Raw genomic sequence first — 23,966 nt, forward strand, 5'->3', positions numbered from 1 at the left:
ACTGTTTTTAGCGTATGCTGATAGATTTTGCGGTCTTTTAAGATATTTTAGACAAAACAAAACCCACCAAAATGGTGGGTTTGCTCTTAAATATACAATTTAAGATTATGCCAAAGCAGCTTTTGCCTTTTCTGCAATTGCAGTGAAAGCGGCAGCATCGTGCATCGCGATATCAGCCAAGATACGGCGGTCGATTTCAATATTTGCCTTTTTTAGGCCATTGATTAGACGGCTGTAGCTTAGACCATTTAGGCGAGCACCAGCATTGATACGAGCAATCCACAGACGGCGGAAAGAACGCTTTTTGTTGCGGCGATCACGATAAGCATATTGACCTGCTTTCATGACAGCTTGTACTGCTACACGATACACACGAGAGCGTGCACCATAGTAGCCTTTTGCACGAGCTAGAACTTTTTTATGACGGCGATTTGCTTGTACACCACGTTTTACACGAGCCATTGTTTTCTCCTAAAATATCCGAAAAATTGATTAGATGTATGGGCACATACGACGGATTGATGCCACATCAGATGCGTGAACCATAACACAACCACGCAATTGACGGATACGCTTTGGAGATTTCTTGGTCAAGATATGACGCTTGAATGCTTGCTTACGCTTGAAGCCGTTTGCGGTTTTTTTGAAACGCTTGGCCGCACCACGCTTGGTTTTTAGTTTCATAATAGCCTCTTAAGATAAGTTGATTGCTCAACGATAAACCTTTTTGCCTAGTCCCAAGAGTATACTTGGACACTGACGGAAGGTGGGAGACTTATTGTAGCAAATCAATCAAGCAAAAACAAGCCTAATTGCAACATTCCTTTCATCTTATCTTTACTTGCTCGCCTGCAAGCGGTACAATAGCATAATAAAAGCAATTTTTGAATTATTATCAACTATCAAGGACACGAGGTGCATTATGGGTTCATTATCTATCACGCATTGGCTGATTTTTTTGGCAATTGTTGTGATTGTTTTTGGCACAAGTAAGCTAAAAAGTGCTGGCAAGGATTTGGGCTCTGCGGTCAAAGGCTTTAAAGATGCCGTCAAAGATGATGACAAGCCACAACTGCCCGCTGGCGAAAAAACCATCACCGCCGAGCAGGTTGAGATTAAAATTGAAAAACCAGACCAGCATAACTAAACTGACACAACATGGCAAATCTTGGTTTTTTTGAGCTGTTGCTGTTCGGTGTGATTGCACTGATTGTACTTGGCCCTGAAAAGTTGCCCGTTGCTGCACGGACACTGGGGCGATGGTATCGCACTTTTCGCCAAGCCAGTGCACGCCTGCAACACGAAATCTCAAGCGAGCTGCAACTGCTTGAAACACAAGAAATGCTCAAAAAAGAGCTGGCACAAATCCGCCAATCTGAGGCCGACATGAAGGCACAGATGGACAAACTTCAGCAGTCAATCAACCAAAGCAACCGCCAAGCAACCAGTGCATGGCGAGAGATTGCCGACATGGCAGACGCACAATCGGCGACACTGCCGATGACCAATCGCTGGTTTTTGCTCGGTGAATACGACCGCAAACACCGCTTGCCACCTGCTCCATTTTTACCCAACCATACTGCCGACCCATTGCTAAACAAGGCTGTGGCACAGGAGCATCAATCATGAGCCACGACCCAAATACCGATGACACCCCCTTAATGTCGCATTTTGCTGAGTTGCGTACTCGCTTTATTCGTATCTTGATTGCCGTCTTGGTGGTTTTTTTGGCTCTGGTGGGGTTTAGTCGTCAGCTGTATGATTTTATCTCAAATCCACTGGTGGCACTGCTACCAAACGAAGCCAGCCTGATTGCAACCGATGTGGCATCGAGCTTTTTGGCACCCATTCGCCTAAGTTTTTTTGTTGCCTTATTTATCACCGTACCATTTATTTTGGCACAGATTTGGGGCTTTGTTTCCCCAGCCCTATATCGCCACGAAAAACGCACCGCCATACCACTTTTGCTGTCATCTATTGTGCTGTTTTATACAGGAGTGGCATTTGCGTATTTTGTTGTGCTTGTCCCTGCACTGAAATTTTTTGTTATGTTCGCTCCTGACAATGTGCTGCCAATGACTGATATTGACAGTTATCTGAACTTCGTGGTGAAATTGTTTTTGGTATTTGGGGTGATGTTTGAAATTCCTGTGCTGACGCTGGTGCTGGTGCTGGTGCGACTGGTCAGTGTACAGAGCCTTGCCAGCAAGCGGCGTTATATTATCGTTGCTTGCTTTGGTATCGCCGCCATCGTAACACCACCTGATGGGGCAAGTATGCTGATGCTGGCAATTCCCATGTGCCTATTATTTGAGCTGGGGTTGGTGCTTGCCAGATTGCTGGTGAAAGACACCCCTCAACAACTTCCCGATAACGACAAATCGGCTTAACCAAATCGACAGGAGAAACCATGAGTAACCCCGATCAACAAGCAACGCTTGATGCCGCCCAAGCACTGTATCGTGAATGGCTGGCCGCCAAATCAGCACTACAAAATACCCGTGAGCAACTTGAGCACGCCTTAGCCGTGATGGAAAAATTGCAACAAACCTACTACAGCCCTGCCTTTAATGAATTGTACGATGCCGATGAACGAGGCGAACTAAACACGACCACACAGGGCGAATACAGCGTCATGAGCCAAGATACCATCTATAATGAGTTTATCGAAAAAGACCAAGAGCTATGGCGGTTGTTAAAATTGTGCGTGCAGCATTTGGAGAACTAACCCCAGCTAAGTATGCTGACAAATCTGCCCAGCAGTGTACATATATGCTGCTGGGTGATTTTTTGCCTAAGATAGCACATCAACAATCACAGGCTTGCCCTGATGGGTCAGCACAGTTACATCAACTTGGTAGAGCGTGCGAATATTCTCGGCGGTCAGAACCTCTGCTGGCGTGCCGACATTCATCACCTGCCCTGATTTCATCATCACCACTGTATCAGCAAATTGGGCAGCTTGATTGATATCATGCAGAACGATGACAATGGTCTTGCCCTGCGTTGCCAATGCTTTGAGCTGTCGCATGAGCCTGCCTGCATGGTACATGTCTAGATTATTCAGTGGCTCATCAAGCAGCAAATAGGGTGTGTCTTGACAAACAACCATCGCAATCAGCACACGCTGCCGCTGTCCGCCAGATAAATCTGACAAAAATCTATCAGCAAACTGTGTCAGCTCAAACTGTGCCATAACTTCTTGCACTTTTTGATAATCTTGCTCACTGGGATTGCCCTGATGATAAGGATAGCGACCAAACATTAACAATTCTGCCACTCGCAATCTGCCCTGTATGTGATTTTCTTGGGTGAGTATGGCAAGCGTTTGAGCCAGTAAGCGATTGTCAGTATCTGCCACCGAACGCCCAAAAAAACGAACGCTGCCCGTCTGCAACGGTATGATGCGTGCCATCAAACCAAACAAGGTGGATTTGCCAGCACCATTTGGTCCAATCAGTGCAATCACCTGCCCTGTTTGCAAAGTCAAATTAATATCTTGCAAAATGGTCAGCGTATCATTCACTTGATAAGATATATCCGCAATCTCTATCATGCCACTCTCTTTTTATATTGATGAAACACAATCCACAAAAACACCACACCGCCAACAAACTCAATCACCACCTCAAGCACGCCTGCCATATTCAACAGCTGCTCAAACACCAACTGCCCCGCCACAAGGCACAGCATTGCCAATAATGACACCATCACCAAACGCTTGGCATGATGCATGGAGGGTGATAAGCGGTTGGTCAAGGCACACACCAACAGTCCAAAAAAGGTAACAGGGCCAACCATTGCTGTCGAAACACAAACAAGCAACGCAATGGTTGATAGCAGCACCAAACCCAAGCGATGGTAATTGATGCCCAGATTAATCGCTGGCAGTCGTCCAAGGAGCAAAATATCCAACTGATGTCTCATACGATACATCAGCACCGCACACAGCATACACAGCAGCATACCTATGACTAAGGCTTGGGTATTGATGGTGTTAAACCCAGCATAACTGACCGACTGAATGGTAACAAATTCCTCAGGGTCAATCATGCGAGCCACCAAATAAGACAGGCTACGAAACAATAGCCCAAATACCACACCGACCAGCACCAGCCGTGTCAAATCCTGTGTCTGTTGCCCAAAAAGTACGCGAAACATCACAAGCGACAGCGACAGCATAATGACAACCTCAAGGGTGAATTTGCCCATGCTGGGTATGGCAGCCAGCCCCACCGAACCCAAAAAAAACACCATCAAACTTTTGATAAGCACATACAAACTATCAAATCCAAGCAATGCAGGGGTCAAAATGGGATTGTGCGTCAAGGTCTGAAACAGCAGTGTCGATGTACCAATCGCAAACCCTACCGTCATCAATGCCAAGAGCTTCTTGCCACGCAATGATAAAACAAAATCCCAATTGCCTGAGACATTAATTGTCAAAAATAACACACACGCAACAGCAAGCAACACAGCAAATATCGTGGACGGATACTGCTTTAGGTTATACAAAAACTTCAGCGATTGCATAAATATACACTCTACAAGCGACTAGGCTACTTTGTGTCAAAAGACTAAGATGGTCAAATTGGGCAGTATCTAACGCATTGGCAAACTGGCACGCCATCAGCCATGGCGACTGGTTATTTTTGCTTATACAACAACCACAAAAATATCACCGCTCCCAGCACGCCAAATATCACCGTAACAGGAATCTCAAACGGATAACGAATCAGGCGACCAATGATATCAGATAACAGCACCGCCGAGGAGCCAAGCAAAGCCACTGCAGGCAGCGACAGCCTCAATCTGTCGCCCACCATACGGCTGACAATATTTGGCACAACAAGCCCCACAAAAGGAATCATGCCCACCGTCGCCACCACCACCGAGCTGGTCAATGCCACCATCACCACCGCAAGCCTTAGCACCATCTCACGATTAATGCCCAGATTGGTGGCAATATGATCGCCAAGCCCAATAATGGTTAGCTTATCGGCAAGCACATAAGTCAGCACCGATACAGCACCGACAAGCCATAATAACTCATAACGACCTGCCAAAATGCTAGAAAAATCACCGAACCGCCATACACCAAGCAGCTGCACCATCTCTGTTTGATACGCAATAAAAGTACTGATTGAGTCAATAATGCCACCAAACACAATGCCCACCAATGGCACCATCAGATAATCAGTCGCTGGCAGACGGCGAATCAGACGCATAAATATCGCCATGCCAACCATTGCACAGACAGTGGCAATGCCAATTTTTATGGCAACGGTTGTCGCTGGCAAAAACAGTGCGGTCAGCAACATACCCAGTGCGGCACTTTGGGTTGCTCCCACCATTGACGGCTCAACGAAACGGTTTTTTAGCACCACCTGCATCATCATGCCACTGATTGCCATGCCTGCCCCTGTCAAGATGATGGCGAGCGTTCTGGGAATGCGACTTTGGATCAGGACTTGGGCATCATCTGTCAGCGGTTCGCCAAAGCCAAACAATCCCTGCCAGCTAAAATCCGCCACACCGACAGACAAACTGACAAGCACCAATACCACCATGATAACCAGACTTGCGATATTGGTAATGATGGCTTTTTGCCAAGAATGCTGAGAAGTGGTGTTAGAGCGACTGGCAAACATACTGGACATATTTTTGTACCAATTGTTAAAATTATTAACAAAATTTATTAATCATACAGCATGAATGCCAAGCACTTTGGTGAATAACACATCACCTGCCCATCTGATGAGCAAAAGCATTTGGCGGCATTTTATCATGCCGAGCCAATCAAGCATGACATTTGGCAGCCGCAGCCACCAAATTCACACATCAAGACAATAAACAGGACGATATGTCCAAGCAAGGATTATTTCTTGGTATTAAAAGCATCACGCACAATCTGTGCATCGGTTAGCCATTGATAATAGCCACCAAATGCCAAATAGCTATCAGCACTTAGATAGACGATTTGTTTGTTTTTCCATGCTTTGGTATTTTGCATCAGTGGGTTGTTTAGCACCTCTTCGGCAGACTGCCCTTCCTCACCAATTGCTGCCCCACGATCAAGCACGAACAACCAGTCTGGATCAACTTTTTGTAGGTATTCAAAGCTGATTGGCTGACCGTGTCTGGCTTCTTCAATGTTGCTATCAGCCATCGGGATACCAAATGTGGTATGCAAAAAGCCATAGCGAGAATTCTCACCATACGCCGATAGTTTATTGCCATTAACCAAGATTGCCAGCCCATTGCCCTTGCCTGCAACCGCTGCTTTGGTTTCTTCGATTGCCTTGTCAATTTCGCTGATGGCGGTAGCAGCTTCGTTTTGTTTGTTAAACAACTTGCCAAAATCTGTCAGCTGCTGCTTGGTGGCTTCATAGACATTTTTGGTGTCGATGGTCAGATTGACCACTGGGGCAACTTTGGCAATCTCTTCGCCCTTTTCTGCCATACGAGAGCCGACAAATACCGCTTTTGGTTGCAATGCGTTCAATGCCTCAAGATTTGGCTCAAACAAAGTACCGATATCGGTAGATTCTGGCGTGTTTGGTGCTTTTAGATTATTGCCACGCAAATTCGCTGGCAAGCCCTCAACTGGCACGCCCAATGCTGCCAAGTTTTGCATTGCTGTCATATCATACACTGCCAGTGGGTGCGGATTGGCAGGCAGAGCCATCTCACCTGTTGCCGTTTTGATGGTAACTTCACCCGCCTGAGGTGCTACAGTGTCAGTGGTAGCAGTTTCGGTGGTTGTGGCGGTTTCGGCAGCTGGCGTCTCGGTGCTGGCGGTATCTTTGTTCTTGTCTGTACAAGCTGCCACGCTCAAAGCTGCCATCAATGCCACGCTCAATGGATAAAGTTTTTTGGTAATCATAAATTGCCTCTCGGTTGAATTGGTATCATTTGTGCCTAAATTGGGTCAGTTGCCCAAATTGTGATATTGTACCGTATTTATCTTATCAATTCAAACCAAATAAGAATTTATTTTATTTGTAAATGATTGGTAATCAGAAAAGTCATCAACCATCGGCATTTTGTTGATGAATAGGCAGCTGTTTTTGAAGTGCAGCAGGTTGTCTGCATATTGGCATTATTCCACCAGCCAAATAACACGCAATAAAAAAGCGGAGACAAGCTCCGCCATCAGCCCAAATGGGTGTTCTTGATAAAATCAGTTGATGGTTGCACGGTATTTGACCACGGCAGTTGCACCGATGCCAAGCTCTTCAACCGTCCAACGCAAGGCTTGATATTGATCAAACGGCACATTGCTTACAACGCCATTGACGCTGGCACGAACTGGCATAAATACAAAACGGCCGCCATCAACGCTTGCCTGCACGCCCACAGATGGCGATACATAACCTGTAAAACTTATCCCCTGTGGCAAGCTAAGTGCAACCTGCATATTACGCACACGGTCTTTGCCATTGTTGGTAAGCAAAAGTTGATATTCAACCAAATCGCCTGCTTTGATATTGCTATTGGCCGTTACAGGTTCAAGGGTTTCTTGACCATTAACCGAGCGTACCACGAACGCATTCATCACTGTATCAACATTGTTGCTGGTAACAACGGTCGGTCTGGTCGCTGGCACATTGGCAGCAGCTACTTTGCCAGTTGTGGCAACAGGGGTAGTGGTCGGTGTGGTGGTTGGTTGAGTTGTTACACATGCCGTCATTGCAAATGTTGCAGCCACAACTGCTGCCAGTGCAGAAATTTTCATAGCGGTTTCCTTATGGTTTGCGTATATTAATAAAGCATAACACAGCTTGGCAAAAGAGTGTATATGCTGACTGTTGAATTATGGTAACTGTATCGGCGATTTTTTGCAAATGCCACTTTGTAACCGCCAAAAGTTTTGGGCAGTGATTATAAAACCTCACCAAGCAGTCGCCCAGCATTTGTCAATTTGGCAACCAAACCAAATCACAAGCCAGCAAAGCATACCAAGCCTGCCAATTTAGCAGCCAAGCCACAAACATCACAAAAAAGCGTGCGACAATTGATTATTCAGCCAAGTTGCTTTATTATGGGCAGTTAATCATAAAAGCAACCTCGGTTGAGTCATCAGCTCAGCGATTTACGCCCACTTGACCACTCGGAGAAAAATATGCAACCAGCCCCCACTCAGACCCAGCTTACGCCCGTGCATTGGTTTCGTAATTCTGCCCCCTATATCAACACTCACCGTGGCAAAACTTTTGTAGTGATGTTTGGCGGTGAGGCGGTTGCACAGGATAATTTTAACAGCTTGATTCATGATTTTGCACTATTGCACAGCTTGGGAATTAAGTTGGTGCTGGTGCATGGTGCTCGCCCACAGGTTGAACAGAGCCTAAAAAATCGCGGTCTTGACTCAACCCTGCACGCCGATGTCCGCATCACGCCACACGAGGCAATGCCTGCCATACTAGAAGCTGTTGGAGCAATCCGCCTACAAATCGAAGCCCAACTGTCAATGGGGCTTGCCAATTCGCCAATGTATGGCTCACGCATTGATGCGATTTCGGGCAATTTTGTCAGTGCCAAGCCCTTTGGGGTGCGTGATGGCATTGACTATCAAATGACTGGTGAGGTGCGGTCAATTGATGTTGATGCCATTCGTCATAATCTTGATAATAATCATATCGTCATCTTGGGGCCGACAGGATTTTCGATCACAGGAGAGATTTTTAACCTGCTTGCCGAAGATGTTGCCCTGACGACTGCCACCGCACTGGGAGCGGATAAGCTGATTTTCTTGGGCGAACAGGACGGTATCATGGGTCGTGATGGACGACTGCTGCACGAGATGATTCCCAACGAAGTTGATAGACTGCTGCGAGATCGCCAAGACCAGAGCGAAATCAGCCATTTTTTACGCTGTGCTGCCAGTGCCTGCCGACAAGGCGTGCATCGTACGCATATCATTTCTTATACCAAAGACGGGGCATTAATCGAAGAGTTGTTCACGCGTGATGGTTCAGGCACGCTGGTGAGCCACGACCCTTATGAAGAGATTCGCCGTGCCACCATTCACGATGTTATTGGCTTGCTTGAGCTGCTAAAACCGCTTGAGGAACAAGGCATCTTAATCCGCCGCAGCCAAGAACGCCTAGAGCAAGAAATCGAATTTTATAGCGTCATCGAAAGAGACGGCACAATCTTGGGCTGTGCTGCCCTGTATCCACTGGATACGCAATCAGCCGAAGTGGCAAGCCTTGCCATTCACCCAGATTATCGCAAAGGCAGCCGTGGTGCAGATTTATTGGCGTTCTTAGAGCAACAGGCACGCAGCCACAGCTTGCACCACTTATACGCACTGACCACGCACACGGCTCATTGGTTTGTTGAGCAGGGCTTTGTAGAAGTGGCGGTTGATGATTTGCCAGCACCTCGCCGAGCAAATTATGACCACACACGCAACTCAAAAGTGCTAAAAAAACACCTCTAATCCCATCACCCTACGAGTGCCAAACTGGCAATCCACCCAAGCGATACTTGACTTGTGTATCAGCTTGGGCGGTGGCGTGATAATCTGCCAGCATTGCCAAAGATGACAAATCAACGCCCCGTAGCGGATAAATCCCCTGTCCTTTGACAAACCTGCCAAAATCCACAACACAAAGCACGATGATGCTGGCAATATCAAATACAAAGCTTGATTTTGTTTTTAATTTGCCAGTTTAATGGCGTGGTGTTGATTGTACTCATCACTAAGCTGTATGTTTTGGGCTTGATTGTGCATTATTTTTGGTAAATTTGGTAAAAATAAAAACGCCCAAACAGCAGTTGGGCGTTTTTGACTGGCAAAATTACTTGATGAAATTGATAAATCCTTGCAAAATCACCAAGTTCATAATATCAACAAAGAACGCACCCACCATCGGCACAATCAAAAATGCCTTGTACGATGGCATATAGCGGTCAGTGATTGCTTGCATATTGGCGATTGCTGTTGGTGTTGCACCCAGCCCAAAGCCACAATGACCCGCTGCCAAAATTGCCGCATCATAATTTTTGCCCATCACGCGGAAAGTAATAAAATACGCATAAGCAATCATCAGCAAGGTCTGAACAGCAAGAATAATCACGATCGGCCCTGCCAAATCAGCCAGCTCCCACAGTTTCAGCGACATCAATGCCATCGCCAAAAACAGCGACAACGCCGCATTGCCAAATACATCAATGGCACGATCAAACATATCAAAATTAAACACCGCGGTCAGAACATTACGAATCACCACACCACCAAACAGTGCCCAGACAAAGGTTGGCAGCTCAAACCAAGTGTCCTTGGCAACCCCAGTCATAAAGTCGGCAAATACCAAACACGCTGCAAATAATGCCAGCGTCTCAATCGCCGAAGTTGCAGTAATCAGACGCACATTGTCCGAACGCTCAAACATCGCTTCTTGCGTTGCAACTTCTGTGGTTTGGGTGGTTTGTGGAGTATTTTTGGCTTCTGCGAAAGCTTGCATCAATTTCGTAACTGTACCAATTGGATCCGAAACTGAATCGCGTGCAGTAATCAGAGGCACATTGTCCGAACGCTCAAACATCGCTTCTTGCGTTGCAACTTCTGTGGCTTGGGCGGTTTGCGGAGTATTTTTGGCTGCGGTTGGCGTAATGCCCATCTTGTTAATCAAACGCTTGGCAACTGGGCCGCCAATCAGACCACCTGCCACCAAACCGTAGGTTGCACAAGCAATTCCTAGCGTGGTTGCACCGACAAGATTATACTTATCTTCAAATGTGCCACCCCAAGCACCTGCCGTGCCATGTCCACCAGTTAAACTGATAGAGCCTGCAACCAAGCCCATCAACGGATCAAGCCCCAGTGCTGATGCCATGCCGACACCAACTAGGTTCTGCAAGAACATAAATGCCGTTACCACAAGCAAGAAAACCACCAGCGACACGCCACCTGCTTTTAGGCGAGCAAAATCTGCCGATAAGCCAATTGAGGCAAAAAACATCAGCATACAGGCAGTTTGTAATTCTTTTTGGATGGTAAAACTATAGCCAAAGAACGCATTGAGTGCAAAGACAACCGCCGCCGCAATCAAACCGCCAGCGACAGGCTCAGGAATATTAAAATCTTCCAAAAATTTAACTCGCTTCACCAAAAAGCGTCCAAGTAGCAACACAAGCGTTGCCAAAATCAGCGTATAGTAACCGTTTAATGTAAATTCCATAAATACACCTAAATAACCAAATCGTGCTACGCAGTGTGTGCGTGCATGAAAAATACTGTAATATTTACTCCTAGCGTTTAATTATAAGATAAATTTATGATATGATGAGAAAGTTTTAGTAAATATATAGCAGTAATTGTTACAAATTATTTCATAAATAATCAAAAGTTTGCTTATTTGATAAAATCATGCCGTTTTTTGACATCATGATCAAAATCATCATCGCCAATTAAGCTGTTTTATGAGCCGATATGACCAAACAAAAGCTAAATTGCAATCAGCACGGCATCACATTTTTGGTTGGGCTTCGGAAGACTGTCGCACAAAAATCATCAATAAAACGCTGGAGATGAGTGCCAAAAAAGCGGCAAAAAAATAGGTAATCATCACGCCATAGCCACCAATCAAGTAGCCACCAAGAAAACTGCCGACAATGCCTGCCATCGCCACCAAGGTCTTTCTGCTTGTTCCGATCACTCGCCATTGTGAAGCCGCAGAATATTTTTGAAAACAATCTTGCCAAAATGGAATCGAAAAAGCGTGAATAAAATTTAGAACAAATACAGAAACCAAAAAATACCAATAATTTGTCGAAAATGCCACAATCAAAAACAACAAAGCGTACAATGTGCGAAGGCGTGGTGCCATATAAACAGGCAGTGCTTGGCTTTTTGACAATCTTGCCATGAATAATGAGCCAAAAATCGCCGCCAGCATCATCATAAAAAAATAAAGAGAAACATAAACATCATCAACATTATAAATATTTTTTAAAATATATATAAAACTGCCATTGTAAATAAATAGGCTGATTGCAGATACACCATGCGCTGTGCTTAGATAAAAGATATTCTTTGCAAACAAAATCTGATAAACCGCCTTTTTGATTGCATTATCCCTTGGTTTGGCGTCATTGATGGAAATGCGGTGTATAAAAATACAAGATAAAATAAATAAACCACCGCTCATCAAAAATACCATTTTATATTCAAACAGGCTAAGCAGGGTGCCGCCAAAAAAGAAGCCCAATGCCGAACCCATGCCTGAAAATATTTTTGTTTTTGCGATGATGTTTTGCCTATTGGTATTTTCTGCTGTCTTTGCGATAAAGGAAATCAAGCTCTCTATATAGCCACTTGAACAAGTATCCAAAAATGTCGCTACAAAACTGATAAGATAAAGCCAATAAATGATATTTAAGCCACTAAAAAAGTATGATAAGCACAGCAACAAAGATAAGCAAACATTTATTGCAACAATATGATTTTTATCGCTTTTAAATAGGTTAAAATTATTGACAAAAAAACAAGAAAGCAAACTTCCGATGGCAGAAACGGTTACTTGAAATGCTGTTGATATGGCACTGTTTGTCAGATGATAAACATATAATGGCAGCACAATCAAATACATAGAAGATGCCAAACTTGAAAGCAGCATTCCGCCGCAAAGGTATCTGATATAATTCTTCAATTTCTTATCCATAAATATTAAAAAATTATAAAATTAGCAAAAAGTGTTCTTGCTTGGTGCTTAATGGCTTATTGGTCAAAATTACCAACCAAGCACACTTGTTCAAATCACCCTCACCCACATCTTATCATAATCAGTTTACAACAGCCAGCTTAAATTTATGCCATTTCATCTTTGATGGCAACGCCAAAGCCATTGAGCCTGTCATCATCTTTGACTGACTTTGTGTTATTTTAGCTGCCTGTTTGGTTTACTGTGGCTGGTGTTGTTTAAGTTTGTTTGCTTAATGATATTTTAATTACAATTTAGATTTTTATGATTTTTTGGCAAAAACAAAAAAAATCCCAAGCTGCAACTTGGGATTTTGTAATGACAGCACAAAACTTAACGCAAAAACGCTCGAGCATTGCGGAACAGACGCATCCACGCACCATCGCCTGTCCATGATTCTGGCTTCCACGAATGATTCACCGCACGCAAGGTACGCTCTGGGTGTGGCATCATCAAGGTTACACGCCCATCGTTGCTACAGATGCCCGTGATGCCCTGTGGTGAGCCGTTGGGATTTAATGGATAATGCTCGGTTGGGTTTGCCTGACTGTCCACATAACGCAGAGCAATCTGACCATGCTTAGCAAGCTGCTCGATGGACTTATTGTCCAAATCAGCATAACCCTCGCCATGAGCAACGGCAATCGGCAGAATGCTGTCTTGCATACCTTTTAAGAGTACAGATTTGGTGCGTTCAACTCGCACATTGACCGTGCGTGCCTCAAAGCGTGCTGACTTGTTGGCACGAAAGCGTGGGAAATGCTCTGCCCCTACCATCAAATCTTTTAGCTGGCTCATCATCTGGCAGCCATTACACACGCCCAAGGCAAAAGTTTCTTGGCGATGGAAAAATTGTGCAAACTGCATTCGCAACTCATCATGGAACAGCACTGAGTTCGCCCAGCCAGAGCCTGCACCCAAGACATCACCGTAACTAAAGCCACCGCACGCCACCAAACCCTCAAAATCTCGCAACTTAATGCGTCCGCTCATCAAATCGCTCATATGCACATCAATCGCCTCAAAGCCTGCATGCACAAAGCCTGCCGCCATTTCCAGATGACCATTAACCCCTTGCTCACGCAAGATGGCAACTTTTGGCTGGCTGGTGCGACTATTGACATAAGGTGCCTCAACTGCCAAATCCAAATCATAATTGGCATCAGCAATCAGACCATGATGATTGACATCGCTAATTAGGGCAAATTCTTGATCGGCACAAGCAGGATTATCACGCAAGCTGGCAATGGCATGGCTGACTTTCGTCCATTCTTGTTGCAAACTGCTGCGATCAAACGACCAAGATTGGCTTGGTGTGCGAATGTTCAGTATATCAATCGCACCGCCGCCTGCTGGGGTTTGTTTGGCTTGACCAATAAGGTTTAATAGCCCATCAACACCATGCTGTGTCGCAAGTGTGGCAAATGCTTGGGCATCTTCGGGCAATACCTGCACCACCGTACCCAGCTCTTCGGCAAACAACTGACCAAGCACATTATCATCATCTAAGGTCAAATCCACCGCCATGCGACTGGCAAACTGCATCTCGGCAACTGTCGCCACAAGTCCACCATCACCAATGTCATGATACGCTTTAATCAGCCCTGCCTGTGCTGCCGCTTGGACAAACCCAAAAAACTTCACCAACAACTCTGGGCTATCCAAATCTGGACAATCATCGCCCAACTGGCTTAAAGTCTGAGCAAGGATTGACCCACCCAAGCGGTATTTGCCCGCTGATAAATCCAAGCGATACAACGCCGAGTCTTGATTGACAAGTGCAGGTGTTAGCGTAGCGGCGACATCTTGTACTGGAGCAAAGGCGGTGATAATCAGACTCATCGGCGAGCTGACCGATTTATCCCCTGTTTCGTCTTGCCAAACTGCCTTCATCGACAAGCTGTCCTTGCCTACAGGAATGGTGATGCCCAGTGCAGGACATAGCTCTTCGCCGACAGCGTGTACCGCATCAAACAAGGCAATATCCTCCACCTGATCGCCACAGGCTGCCATCCAGTTGGCGGATAGAGTAATATCGCTGATTTTGGCAATGCGTGCTGAGGCGATATTTGTTACTGCCTCCCCAACCGCCAAGCGTGCCGATGCCGCTGGGCTGATTAATGCCACAGGCGAACGCTCGCCCATTGCCATTGCCTCACCTGTGGTGGCGTTGATGGCGGTGCTGGTAACGGCACAGTCCGCCACTGGCACTTGATAGCGGCCAACATATTGATCTTGAGTTACCATGCCAGTGATGGAACGATCGCCAATGCTGATTAAGAAAGATTTGCTGGCAACAGTTGGGTGTCTTAGTACTTGTTTGATACTGCTGGCAACATCAACCATGCTGGTGTCCAAAGGTTGTAGCTGCTTGCTTTGACGCACGGCACTGCGTTTCATCTTTGGCGTACCACCAAGCAGCACCTGCATTGGCATATCTACAGGTTGCTCAGGCAACAAACTGTCATCAACTACCAGCTGACGCACTGCGGTTGCAACGCCCAAGATGGCGTATGGACAACGCTCTCTTTGGCAGATTTCGTCAAATAACTTTTCGTTTTCAGGGCGAATTGCCAGCACATAGCGTTCCTGTGCTTCGTTTGACCAGATTGCCATCGGCGACATACCAGCCTCAAGCGATGGGACTTTGCGTAGGTTCAAATGTGCCCCCAACTCATGGTCGTCCACAAGCTCTGGCATGGCATTAGAAAGACCGCCTGCACCGACATCATGGATTGAGATGATTGGGTTGTTGTCCACGCCATCTTTTGCCATTGCCCAGCAGGTATCAATCACCTCTTGGCAACGGCGTTCCATTTCGGCATTGTCTCGCTGCACCGAGGCAAAATCCAGCCCCTCGTCCAGCTCACCACTATCAACCGAACTTGCCGCTCCACCGCCCAAGCCAATCTGCATCGCAGGACCGCCAAGTACGATGAGCAAATCACCTTCGGCAATGCTGTTTTTTTGTACCAAATTGCGTTTAATGTTGCCATAACCCCCTGCAATCATGATTGGCTTGTGATAGCCACGCATTTGGCTGCCGTCTTTATCCGCTGAAGTATCCAGCTGAAAAGTGCGGAAATAACCCCCTAAATTAGGGCGACCAAATTCATTGGCAAATGCCGCCCCGCCCAGCGGGCCATCAATCATGATATCCAATGCCGATGCCATGCGTGCAGGCTTGCCATAATCAGCAGCTGATACTTTGCCTGAGGTTTCCCAGCTTTCGGGCATGGTAGGCAGGTGCAAATGCGATACGCTAAAGCCCGTCAAGCCAGCCTTTGGCTTACCGCCACGACCTGTCGCCCCTTCATCACGAATCTCACCGCCAGCACCCGTTGCCGCCCCTGCAAATGGAGCAATTGCTGTTGGGTGGTTGTGCGTTTCTACTTTCATCAGAATGTCAATTTGTTCATTATGAAAGCCATATTCTGCCTCGCCTTGGGCATTTTTGGTGGGGTAGAAACGCTGTGCAACAAAACCCTCCATCACCGCTGCATTGTCCTTATAGGCGGACAAAATTCCTTCGGCGTGCTTTTCGTGGGTATTGCGAATCATCTTAAACAGTGATTTTGGCTGTACTTTGCCATCGATTGTCCATTCAGCATTAAAAATCTTATGACGGCAATGCTCAGAATTGGCTTGGGCAAACATCATCAGCTCAACATCGGTCGGATTGCGTCCCAAGTTGGTGAAATTTTCCACCAGATAATCAATATCTTCTGTGCTTAATGCAAATCCATACTCAATATTGGCAGCAATTAACGCCTCTTTGCCACGCCCAAGAATATCCACCACATTTAAATGTGCAGGCTCGCCATCAATGAACAGTGCCGCCACTTGTGCCAAATCATAGACCAAGCTTTGGGTCATGCGGTCGTGCAAAATCGCCTCGGCAACAGCTGGCAGACGCTTTGGCAAATTCTGCCCTGTCAGCGTGTACACAATCACTCGCTCAATGCGTCCAATCTGCACGCCACAGTTCTTAAAAATATCAGTCGCCTTGGACGACCATGGGCTAATCGTGCCAAAGCGTGGTGCAACCACCACCTGCACTTGCTCATCGCTGGCTTGGGTTAGCGTTAGCACACGACCTTGATTAAGCAAATCAATCGCTTTTTTGCGGTTGGCTTCTGACAATTCATCATCAAAAACATAAACCTGCTGACTGCTCAAACCGCTGACCTCCAGCCCTGCTTTTGTGCGTAGCTGATTGGCTAATTTTTGTGCTTGAAAGTCGGTCAAAAAACCCAAACCTGCGATGGTATTCATCATGTGTTTTGCCCTTGCTAAAGACGCCAAAAATGGCAATTGCATTAAAATAAATGATTGCCATTATAGCAGATAACGGCGTTGTAAGCCAATTTTTCCTCTGCCTAACCAAGACAGCCGCCAACAGCACGCCCAAAAACAAAAACAGCAACCAAACCCATGCCAAACAAAGATGAGCCAATACCATCAAACAAGGCAGGCAGTGGCATTTGCCAAAGCAAACAAAACCATCTTGGCTTGTTTGGCAAATTTACCAAGGGCTTGATGATGATTTGTCCAGCTGCCTGTTGGTGTTGATAATTTGGCACAAAATCAACCTACCAACCGCTCAAGCCTTGCAATCACCGCTGACGGCTTGATTTTTTTGCCAAGTTAATTAAAATAATAACTTCTCCCACAATCATGACTTAGTGTGCGTATATGGATCATCAGGCACACCATCAGCCAAACTCACAAACCACCAACAAATCATCCGCCAAGCGATGATGATCGGATTATCCAAATTCATCGCTCTGTCGATGCCAATGGTGGATTTGGTGATGCTGTCTTGGTGGGGGTCTGGTGTTGCGTTGGCGGATTATGCGATGACGACACAGCTGGTGCAGGTGTTTGTGGTGCTGTCGCTGGCGTTGTCAATCGGGGTGCCGATTTATTTTAATCAGCACAGTGATGGCGTTCTTGCCACTCGTCAAGCCATTGGCTATGCTTGCTTGATTGGTATCGCTCTGCTGGCTTTGTCATGGCTTTATTTTGTGGGGCTTGATGCCGTTCATGCCTTTAGCCCACAGCAGACGCTGGTTTATGTTTTGCTGATTGGTGGCGTGCTAAGCCTGCCCTGCTATATTGTGCTAAATCACATCTTGGACGCACTTGGCAAATCTCGGCAAGTGATTTATTTGACGGCAATCATGACCGTGCTAAATATCGCCCTAAACTACCAGCTGTTGTTCAACAGTTCATTGTCGGCACAGGCTGCCATCGCGACCGCCACAACAGCGGTGCGAATCATTGGGCTGCTGGTTCTTATGGCGTGGATTGGGCAACAGCTTGGCACACACGCCCTGCGTGCCACATTGCACCCACCAGCAATCAAAAAACTACTCGACTTCGGTCAGAGTGAGCTGCTGACAGGGCTTGTCTTTACGCTTGGCTTTGCCTTATTGTCATTTTATCTAAATGCCCGTTTTGATGCCAAATTGGTCGGTGAGTTTGGCATTTTTTTAAACATGATTAACTTAAGCTTTGTGGTCTATGTCGGCTTTGCTTCGGCATTGGTGATTTATTTATCCAAACTGCCCAATCAGCCAATCAAGCTGCACCGCACCACAAATCGCCAAATCGACTGGCTCATTATCCGATTTGTTGCAGGCAGTCTGCTTGCTGGGGCGGTGCTATCGCCCCTCTTGTGCTGGCTGTATTTTGGGCAATTTGATACCAAGCAGCTGCTCATTGTGCTGGCCGCTTTGCTGGTTGCTGCGATAGATGGCTTGGCGATTGCCACCATCGCCAAACTGCGTGTGGCAGGCGATACCAAAAAACCGCCGCTATTTCGCCTCTTGCTGGTTGTCGTTGGACTGCCGCTGGGCGGTTGGTTATTGAGCATGGCTGGGCTGTTCGGCGTTGGCATTGCCTTTATCATCGCCAATGCTTGCAGCGTCATCGCCCTGAAAGTTTATCAAAAACGACTGCTGCTTTGATATTTAAAAAAATTAAAAACTTTTCTAATTTTTAGAAAATTAACAGGCATTAGGATAAACCCAGCTGGGTGCGTTTGGTATATTTGACAAAAGTGGTAGTAGCTGCCATCTGCCGAAAATAATAATTTAGAAAAATTTAACCTTTGGCTGGCTTAATTTGTGCCATTTGGCTATATTTTGGCAACGCCATCATCAATTAAGCAATCAACAGAGCGTCAAATTTTCTGCTAATCCATCTTTGACAAATCAAGTTTTGGGTCAATGCTATGCACAAGCAGCGTGCCGATTGCCACCAAGATGGTTGTGATAATGCCCAGTTTTAGCACAGGATTGGCATCAAACAGCCCAATCAACAAACCGCCAAAAATCCCCACCGAAAACTGCAACGCACCCTGCAACGCACTCGCCATGCCTGCACGCTGCTTTTGGAATGCCAACGCAATCGCCCCTGCGTTAGGCTGTGTAAAGCCAAGCCCTGCAATGCACACAAAAATACTGCCAAATACCAAATAAAAACTGGCAGTTGCCCCAAAAGTGAGCCCAAGCAACAACAAACAACTTGCCGCCACCAGCTGAATCATCGCCCCAAAGCGAAGCAGCTGCACCAGACGAAATCGCTTGGTCAAAAACTGATTCACCTGCGTTAATGCAATAAAGCCAAAGGCATTTAGCCCAAATGCAATGGCAAACTTCTGCTCGTCTAGGGCATAATTGACCATAAACAGCTCGCTTGAGATGGACAAATAAATAAAAAACGCCCCCTGCAACAACCCTGCTGCCACCGCTGGCAACATAAAACTGCGATCTTTCATTAGGCTAATGTATTGCCCAAGCGTCTGCGTCATCGGTGTGCTGTTGCGGTATTGTGGTTGCAGCGTTTCTTTTAAGAAGCATTTGGTCAAAAGGATATTTAAAGCACCAAACGCCGCCAAAAACCAAAATATCTCATGCCACCCTGCCACACGCAAAATCAACGCCCCCAAACTCGGTGCCAATATCGGTGCAATGCCCATCACCAACACCATCAAGCTAAATGCTCTGGCAGACTGTACAGGCGAGAGCGTATCACGAATCGCTGCCCGTGTTACCACTGCAGTAACGCACGCTCCCAGTGCCTGTGCTGTGCGTGCCACAAACAGCACATACTCACTGCTTGTCGTGGCACAAATCACGGAGGCAATGATAAAAATCACCATGCCAATGTACATCGGCAGCACTCGCCCAATGCGGTCGGACAAAGGCCCATAAAACAGCTGACCTACCACCAAACCAATAAAATACGCTGGCACAGATTTGGCAATGCTTGCCACACTCACCCCAAAATCCTCTGCCATACTCGGAAAAGCTGGCAGGTACATATCAATGGACAAAGGCCCAATGGCAATCATCACACCCAGCATCATCACCCATAACACAGGAAAAGATTGCTGGCGGTTATCTGTAGTCGCTGTCATTATCGTATCATTATCATCAAAATTACAATCGCTTGGCACTGCCATCGACAAGTTGTGTAGGTTATTAATGCCGTTCATTATAGCACATTAATCCGCCCAAACTAAGTGTCTGACTGTCAGGTCAAAATTGCCTGCAAGCCTAGCCACTTGGTAAATTTCCTGTATGTGCAGCCTACCTGCTCCATGCACAGTTGCGATTTATGAAAGGCGATTTTATACCATTGATACGATTTGTGATACGATTTGGCTTGATACCAAACCAAAAAGTCATTACAATGGATTGAGATTCTTTAAATTGTGGCATAAAAATCAGCAAAATCTACCACACAAGGCTTACAAGGTCAGAAAGATACTCTGCTGTTTATTATCAGCCTTGTCAATACAGCTTGCAGGATTTGCCATTGGCAGAAAATCATTTGCACAGACAAAGTAAACAATACTGCAAATATAATTAAGATAAATTTACCAAAAACTTGCCGAAAAATTACAGCCTTAAGATTGATGATGGCGTTATGGTGAAATGATTTTTACTTATAAATAAACCTTATACTTACTCATGATAGATATTTTAAGCTTAAAATAATACAGCATTTGTGATTTTAAGGTGATTTTTGTCTGTATTGCAAACGATGATAAAATTAAGCGTGCAAAATCACAAAATTATGCCATCAACAGCTTAAAGCCAATGCTGGTGACTTTGTGGCAAGGGCAAGCAGATGGGTTTGGACTTTTATCAGCAAAAACAAAATACCTTGCCCACAACCTTATCGCAAATGATGAATTTTGCCACACAAACAAACACAAAACCACAGCCAAGGACGATTGCACATGGACAAGCCAAACCAGCAAGCTGCCACACCTGTAAATTTGCCACCTTTGGCACAGCTCATCGCCCAGTACGGATTGCTCGATGATGCCACTTTGGCACAGGCGGTCAGTGATTCTGTCGCCGCCAACATACCGCTGATTAGCCACTTGGTGTCATCGCAACTGCTCACCGCTCATGAGCTTGCCAAGCTCCAAAGCCAGCACCTAAAGCTGCCCATCTACGAGCTGACCGATGCTCAGCTTGAGCTTGTTGATGGCATTGGTGATGACAAGTTATTTGTACAGCACCACGCCCTGCCCCTGTCTTGTGAGGCAAATACGCTCAGGCTTGCTGTCAGCGATGCCACTGACCAACGCACGCTCCACGCCATTCGCTTCCACACGCGGCTCATGGTGCAACCTGTGCTGGTCGAGGAGGATAAGCTGGCTGCCTTGCTTGGCACGCATTATCTGGGCATGGAAATTGCCCTGCCTGATGATGAGCCAGACGATACGCCCCTACCGACCAACGATACGCCAACGGTGCGATTCGTCCAAAAGCTCCTTACCGATGCCATTCGTCTGCGAGCTTCTGACATTCATTTTGAACCTTATGAATCCAGCTATCGCATTCGCTTTCGTATCGATGGCGTGATGCAGGTGGTGCAAAATCCGCCAAAATCACTCGCCCCAAAAATCGCCTCCTACCTAAAAGTACTGGCACAACTGGACATTGCCGAACGGCGTCGCTCACAGGACGGTCGGCTAAAATTCCCCAGCCCTGATGGTTCGGCGGTGAATTTTCGTATCAGCACACTGCCCACACTCTATGGTGAAAAAATCGTACTGCGACTTTTGGATATGAACCATGCCCTTATTAACCTTGACAAACTGGGCATGAGCGATGTGCAGATGGCACAGTTTCGCCACGCCATCACCAAGCCACAAGGGCTGATTTTAATCACAGGGCCAACAGGCTCTGGCAAGACGGTCTCGCTGTACACCGCTCTTAATCTACTCAACAGCCCCGAGATTAATATTCTAAGCTGCGAAGACCCTGTTGAGATTTATCTGTCAGGCATTAATCAGGTCAATATCAATCCCAAAATTCAGCTTGATTTTGCCGATGTGTTGCGGGCTTTTTTACGCCAAGACCCTGATGTCATCATGGTTGGTGAGATTCGCGATGGCGAAACTGCCAAAATCGCCACAGCCGCCGCCCAGACAGGGCATTTGGTGCTATCAACACTGCACACCAACTCCGCTGCCGCTGCCATCACACGGCTATCGAGCATGGGCGTGCCGTCCTTTCATCTGGCTGGCAGTCTAAGCCTGATTATCGCCCAGCGACTTGCCAGACGCCTATGCGATGCGTGCAAACAAGCGGTGCAAATACCTCAATCGGTGCTGGTACAAGCAGGCTTTCAACCAGAGGAAATCGCCCAAGCCCAAGTGCTATACGAGCCTGCTGGCTGCCACAAATGCAAAGATGGTCATCTGGGTCGTGTGGGGATTTTTGAATTCTTGCCCATCAGCCCTGCCATCGCCTCATTGATTTTGACAAATGCCAGCGAAGAGCGTATAGAGGCTGCCAATTTTTGCCAAAATCACAGTCTAAAGCGTGCAGGCATTGCAAAAGTACTAAATGGTGAAATTAGCTTATCTGAAATGCACCGTGTGCTTGGACAAACTTGACACCAAATATATCAGCAAAAAACCTATTGTGGATAACTGGAAAAAATACTGTGAAAAATTCACATAAAATGTTTATAAATCAACAAGATAAAAACAATCAGCCTAACAAAAATTACCCTGTGGAAAACTCACAATCCACCTTTGTATACACCGCCATCACCCCACAGGGCAACAAAATCCATGGCAAGATTCGTGCCAAAAATAGCCTGCTGGCACACAGTCAGCTAAAAAAACAAGGTCTTGGCAATATCCGTCTGCACGCCCAGTCCACGCCACACTACAGGCGAGCCATCGCAACCAAGCACATACTCATCACGCTAAACACATTGGCAACCTTGTTGGACGCTGGCATTGTCCTATCAACCGCACTTGCCATCAGTGCCGAAACCTGCACAGACGCTCGCCTTGCCGCCAAATTAACCCAAATAAAAACCGATATCGAAGCAGGAGACAGCTTTGCCAAAGCCATCGCACAGCACCCAGAGTTTGGCAAGCTCACCCTAGCCTTGATTGACGCTGGCGAACAATCAGGCTCGCTGGATATTATGCTACACCGTGCCGCCAACTATGCCCAAAAACAGCACCAATTGCGAACGCAGCTGCTCCAAGCCACTCGCTATCCGCTGGCAATCATCATTACTGCCTTATTGGTCGGTGGTATCTTGTTATTAAAAGTCGTGCCGAATTTTGCTGCCAATTTTGCCGCCACAGGCGATACTCTGCCAACACTTACCCTGATGGTGCTTGGTTTGTCCCAGTGGCTTGGTCGCTATTTTTGGTGGTTAATCGGCACTGGGGCGGCCATGATGGCTTTGGGATATTGGCTATACCAGCATAAGCCTAGCTTTCGGCAAAGGATTGCCGCCCTTAGCTTACGCTTGCCCATCATTGGCAAACTTATTATCGCAGCGAATAATGCCAAATTTACCCAGACGCTTGCCACCACCTTAAGCTCTGGCGTGCCATTGACCCAAAGTATCATGCTGGCTGGCAAATCATGCGATAATCCACTTTTTGTGCAAGCAGCCGAACAAATCGCCAAAAGTGTCCAAGCAGGCACACCGCTTAGCACAGCGATGACAACGGGCAAGCTATTTTCACCGATTGGCATACAGATGATTAAGGTTGGCGAAGAGTCAGGACGGCTTGAGATTATGCTTGATACCGTAGCAGAGTTTTACCTAAAACAAATCAGCACCACCACCCAAGCCATCATCAGCATGATAGAGCCTGCCATCATCATCGTGATGGGCGTGGTGATTGGTATCTTGGTACTGGCGATGTATTTGCCGATATTTAGCATGAATATCGGTATCTGATATAGA

21 protein-coding genes are annotated in these 23,966 nt (G+C 46.4%); 8 read left to right on the forward strand and 13 right to left on the reverse strand.

Annotation, left to right across the window (positions count from 1 at the left end; translation table 11 throughout):
* Positions 1-105 precede the first annotated feature (105 nt).
* Together rplT and rpmI are read right to left on the reverse strand one after the other, a co-directional pair.
* On the reverse strand, positions 106-462 hold the full coding sequence (rplT, locus tag BW928_RS01865; protein ID WP_049238130.1) for a 50S ribosomal protein L20: 357 nt from the start codon (positions 460-462) through the stop codon (positions 106-108).
* Positions 463-492: 30 nt separating this feature from the next.
* Complete coding sequence (gene rpmI / locus BW928_RS01870) at positions 493-687, reverse strand: 50S ribosomal protein L35 (protein WP_036331620.1); 195 nt, start codon at positions 685-687, stop codon at positions 493-495.
* A gap of 235 nt (positions 688-922) precedes the next feature.
* Between rpmI and tatA the strand changes: the two genes are divergently transcribed.
* From tatA to BW928_RS01890, 4 genes are read left to right on the forward strand one after another with little or no spacing between them, the layout of a single operon-like run.
* A complete protein-coding gene (gene tatA, locus BW928_RS01875; protein ID WP_076554548.1) occupies positions 923-1,147 on the forward strand; it encodes a Sec-independent protein translocase subunit TatA in 225 nt (74 codons plus the stop codon).
* Between the two features lie 11 nt (positions 1,148-1,158).
* Positions 1,159-1,629, forward strand: coding sequence for a Sec-independent protein translocase protein TatB (tatB, locus tag BW928_RS01880; RefSeq protein WP_076554549.1), 471 nt, complete (start codon positions 1,159-1,161; stop codon positions 1,627-1,629).
* Positions 1,626-2,390, forward strand: coding sequence for a twin-arginine translocase subunit TatC (tatC, locus tag BW928_RS01885; protein ID WP_375537522.1), 765 nt, complete (start codon positions 1,626-1,628; stop codon positions 2,388-2,390). Before tatB ends, tatC begins: the two co-directional genes overlap by 4 nt.
* A gap of 20 nt (positions 2,391-2,410) precedes the next feature.
* On the forward strand, positions 2,411-2,728 hold the full coding sequence (locus tag BW928_RS01890) for a DUF4298 domain-containing protein (RefSeq protein ID WP_076554551.1): 318 nt from the start codon (positions 2,411-2,413) through the stop codon (positions 2,726-2,728).
* Positions 2,729-2,794: 66 nt separating this feature from the next.
* Here the strand turns inward: BW928_RS01890 and BW928_RS01895 are convergent, their stop codons facing one another.
* From BW928_RS01895 to BW928_RS01915, 5 genes are all read right to left on the reverse strand, one after another.
* Positions 2,795-3,556, reverse strand: a complete 762-nt coding sequence (locus BW928_RS01895; protein WP_076554552.1) for an ATP-binding cassette domain-containing protein — start codon at positions 3,554-3,556, stop codon at positions 2,795-2,797.
* Positions 3,553-4,533: an iron chelate uptake ABC transporter family permease subunit gene (locus BW928_RS01900; protein ID WP_076554553.1), complete on the reverse strand. Its 981-nt coding sequence runs from the start codon at positions 4,531-4,533 to the stop codon at positions 3,553-3,555. The genes BW928_RS01895 and BW928_RS01900 overlap by 4 nt, the downstream gene beginning before the upstream one ends.
* Positions 4,534-4,646: 113 nt before the next feature.
* A complete protein-coding gene (locus BW928_RS01905; RefSeq protein WP_311195261.1) occupies positions 4,647-5,660 on the reverse strand; it encodes an ABC transporter permease in 1,014 nt (337 codons plus the stop codon).
* A 218-nt stretch (positions 5,661-5,878) separates the two neighbouring features.
* Positions 5,879-6,886 (reverse strand): siderophore ABC transporter substrate-binding protein, encoded by a 1,008-nt coding sequence (locus BW928_RS01910; RefSeq protein ID WP_076554554.1) that lies wholly within the window; start codon positions 6,884-6,886, stop codon positions 5,879-5,881.
* 297 nt (positions 6,887-7,183) lie between these two features.
* A complete protein-coding gene (locus tag BW928_RS01915) occupies positions 7,184-7,738 on the reverse strand; it encodes a DUF11 domain-containing protein (protein WP_227516528.1) in 555 nt (184 codons plus the stop codon).
* Between the two features lie 387 nt (positions 7,739-8,125).
* Between BW928_RS01915 and argA the strand changes: the two genes are divergently transcribed.
* Complete coding sequence (gene argA, locus BW928_RS01925; RefSeq protein WP_076554556.1) at positions 8,126-9,448, forward strand: amino-acid N-acetyltransferase; 1,323 nt, start codon at positions 8,126-8,128, stop codon at positions 9,446-9,448.
* A 10-nt stretch (positions 9,449-9,458) separates the two neighbouring features.
* Here the strand turns inward: argA and BW928_RS11585 are convergent, their stop codons facing one another.
* The 5 genes from BW928_RS11585 to BW928_RS01950 all read right to left on the reverse strand — a co-directional run bounded on the left by BW928_RS11585 (position 9,459) and on the right by BW928_RS01950 (position 17,296).
* A complete protein-coding gene (locus tag BW928_RS11585) occupies positions 9,459-9,626 on the reverse strand; it encodes a hypothetical protein (RefSeq protein WP_158078440.1) in 168 nt (55 codons plus the stop codon).
* Positions 9,627-9,809: 183 nt separating this feature from the next.
* Positions 9,810-11,192 (reverse strand): sodium/glutamate symporter, encoded by a 1,383-nt coding sequence (locus BW928_RS12200; protein ID WP_227516529.1) that lies wholly within the window; start codon positions 11,190-11,192, stop codon positions 9,810-9,812.
* Between the two features lie 288 nt (positions 11,193-11,480).
* On the reverse strand, positions 11,481-12,674 hold the full coding sequence (locus tag BW928_RS01940) for an MFS transporter (RefSeq protein WP_078310206.1): 1,194 nt from the start codon (positions 12,672-12,674) through the stop codon (positions 11,481-11,483).
* Positions 12,675-13,046: 372 nt separating this feature from the next.
* Positions 13,047-16,991: a phosphoribosylformylglycinamidine synthase gene (purL, locus tag BW928_RS01945; protein ID WP_076554705.1), complete on the reverse strand. Its 3,945-nt coding sequence runs from the start codon at positions 16,989-16,991 to the stop codon at positions 13,047-13,049.
* A gap of 101 nt (positions 16,992-17,092) precedes the next feature.
* On the reverse strand, positions 17,093-17,296 hold the full coding sequence (locus tag BW928_RS01950; protein WP_076554558.1) for a hypothetical protein: 204 nt from the start codon (positions 17,294-17,296) through the stop codon (positions 17,093-17,095).
* A 174-nt stretch (positions 17,297-17,470) separates the two neighbouring features.
* Between BW928_RS01950 and BW928_RS01955 the strand changes: the two genes are divergently transcribed.
* Positions 17,471-18,685, forward strand: a complete 1,215-nt coding sequence (locus tag BW928_RS01955; protein ID WP_076554559.1) for a hypothetical protein — start codon at positions 17,471-17,473, stop codon at positions 18,683-18,685.
* A 227-nt stretch (positions 18,686-18,912) separates the two neighbouring features.
* Here the strand turns inward: BW928_RS01955 and BW928_RS01960 are convergent, their stop codons facing one another.
* A complete protein-coding gene (locus BW928_RS01960; protein WP_076554706.1) occupies positions 18,913-20,139 on the reverse strand; it encodes a multidrug effflux MFS transporter in 1,227 nt (408 codons plus the stop codon).
* A gap of 828 nt (positions 20,140-20,967) precedes the next feature.
* On the opposite strand from BW928_RS01960, the gene BW928_RS01975 reads away from it, so the two are divergent.
* Together BW928_RS01975 and BW928_RS01980 are read left to right on the forward strand one after the other, a co-directional pair.
* Positions 20,968-22,641 carry a GspE/PulE family protein gene (locus BW928_RS01975; RefSeq protein WP_076554562.1) on the forward strand — a complete coding sequence of 558 codons (1,674 nt, stop codon included), beginning with the start codon at positions 20,968-20,970 and terminating at the stop codon, positions 22,639-22,641.
* Positions 22,642-22,691: 50 nt separating this feature from the next.
* Complete coding sequence (locus tag BW928_RS01980; RefSeq protein WP_143821486.1) at positions 22,692-23,960, forward strand: type II secretion system F family protein; 1,269 nt, start codon at positions 22,692-22,694, stop codon at positions 23,958-23,960.
* Positions 23,961-23,966 lie beyond the last annotated feature (6 nt).

The organism is Moraxella cuniculi DSM 21768, from assembly GCF_900156515.1.
In the GTDB taxonomy this organism is placed as follows: domain Bacteria; phylum Pseudomonadota; class Gammaproteobacteria; order Pseudomonadales; family Moraxellaceae; genus Moraxella; species Moraxella cuniculi.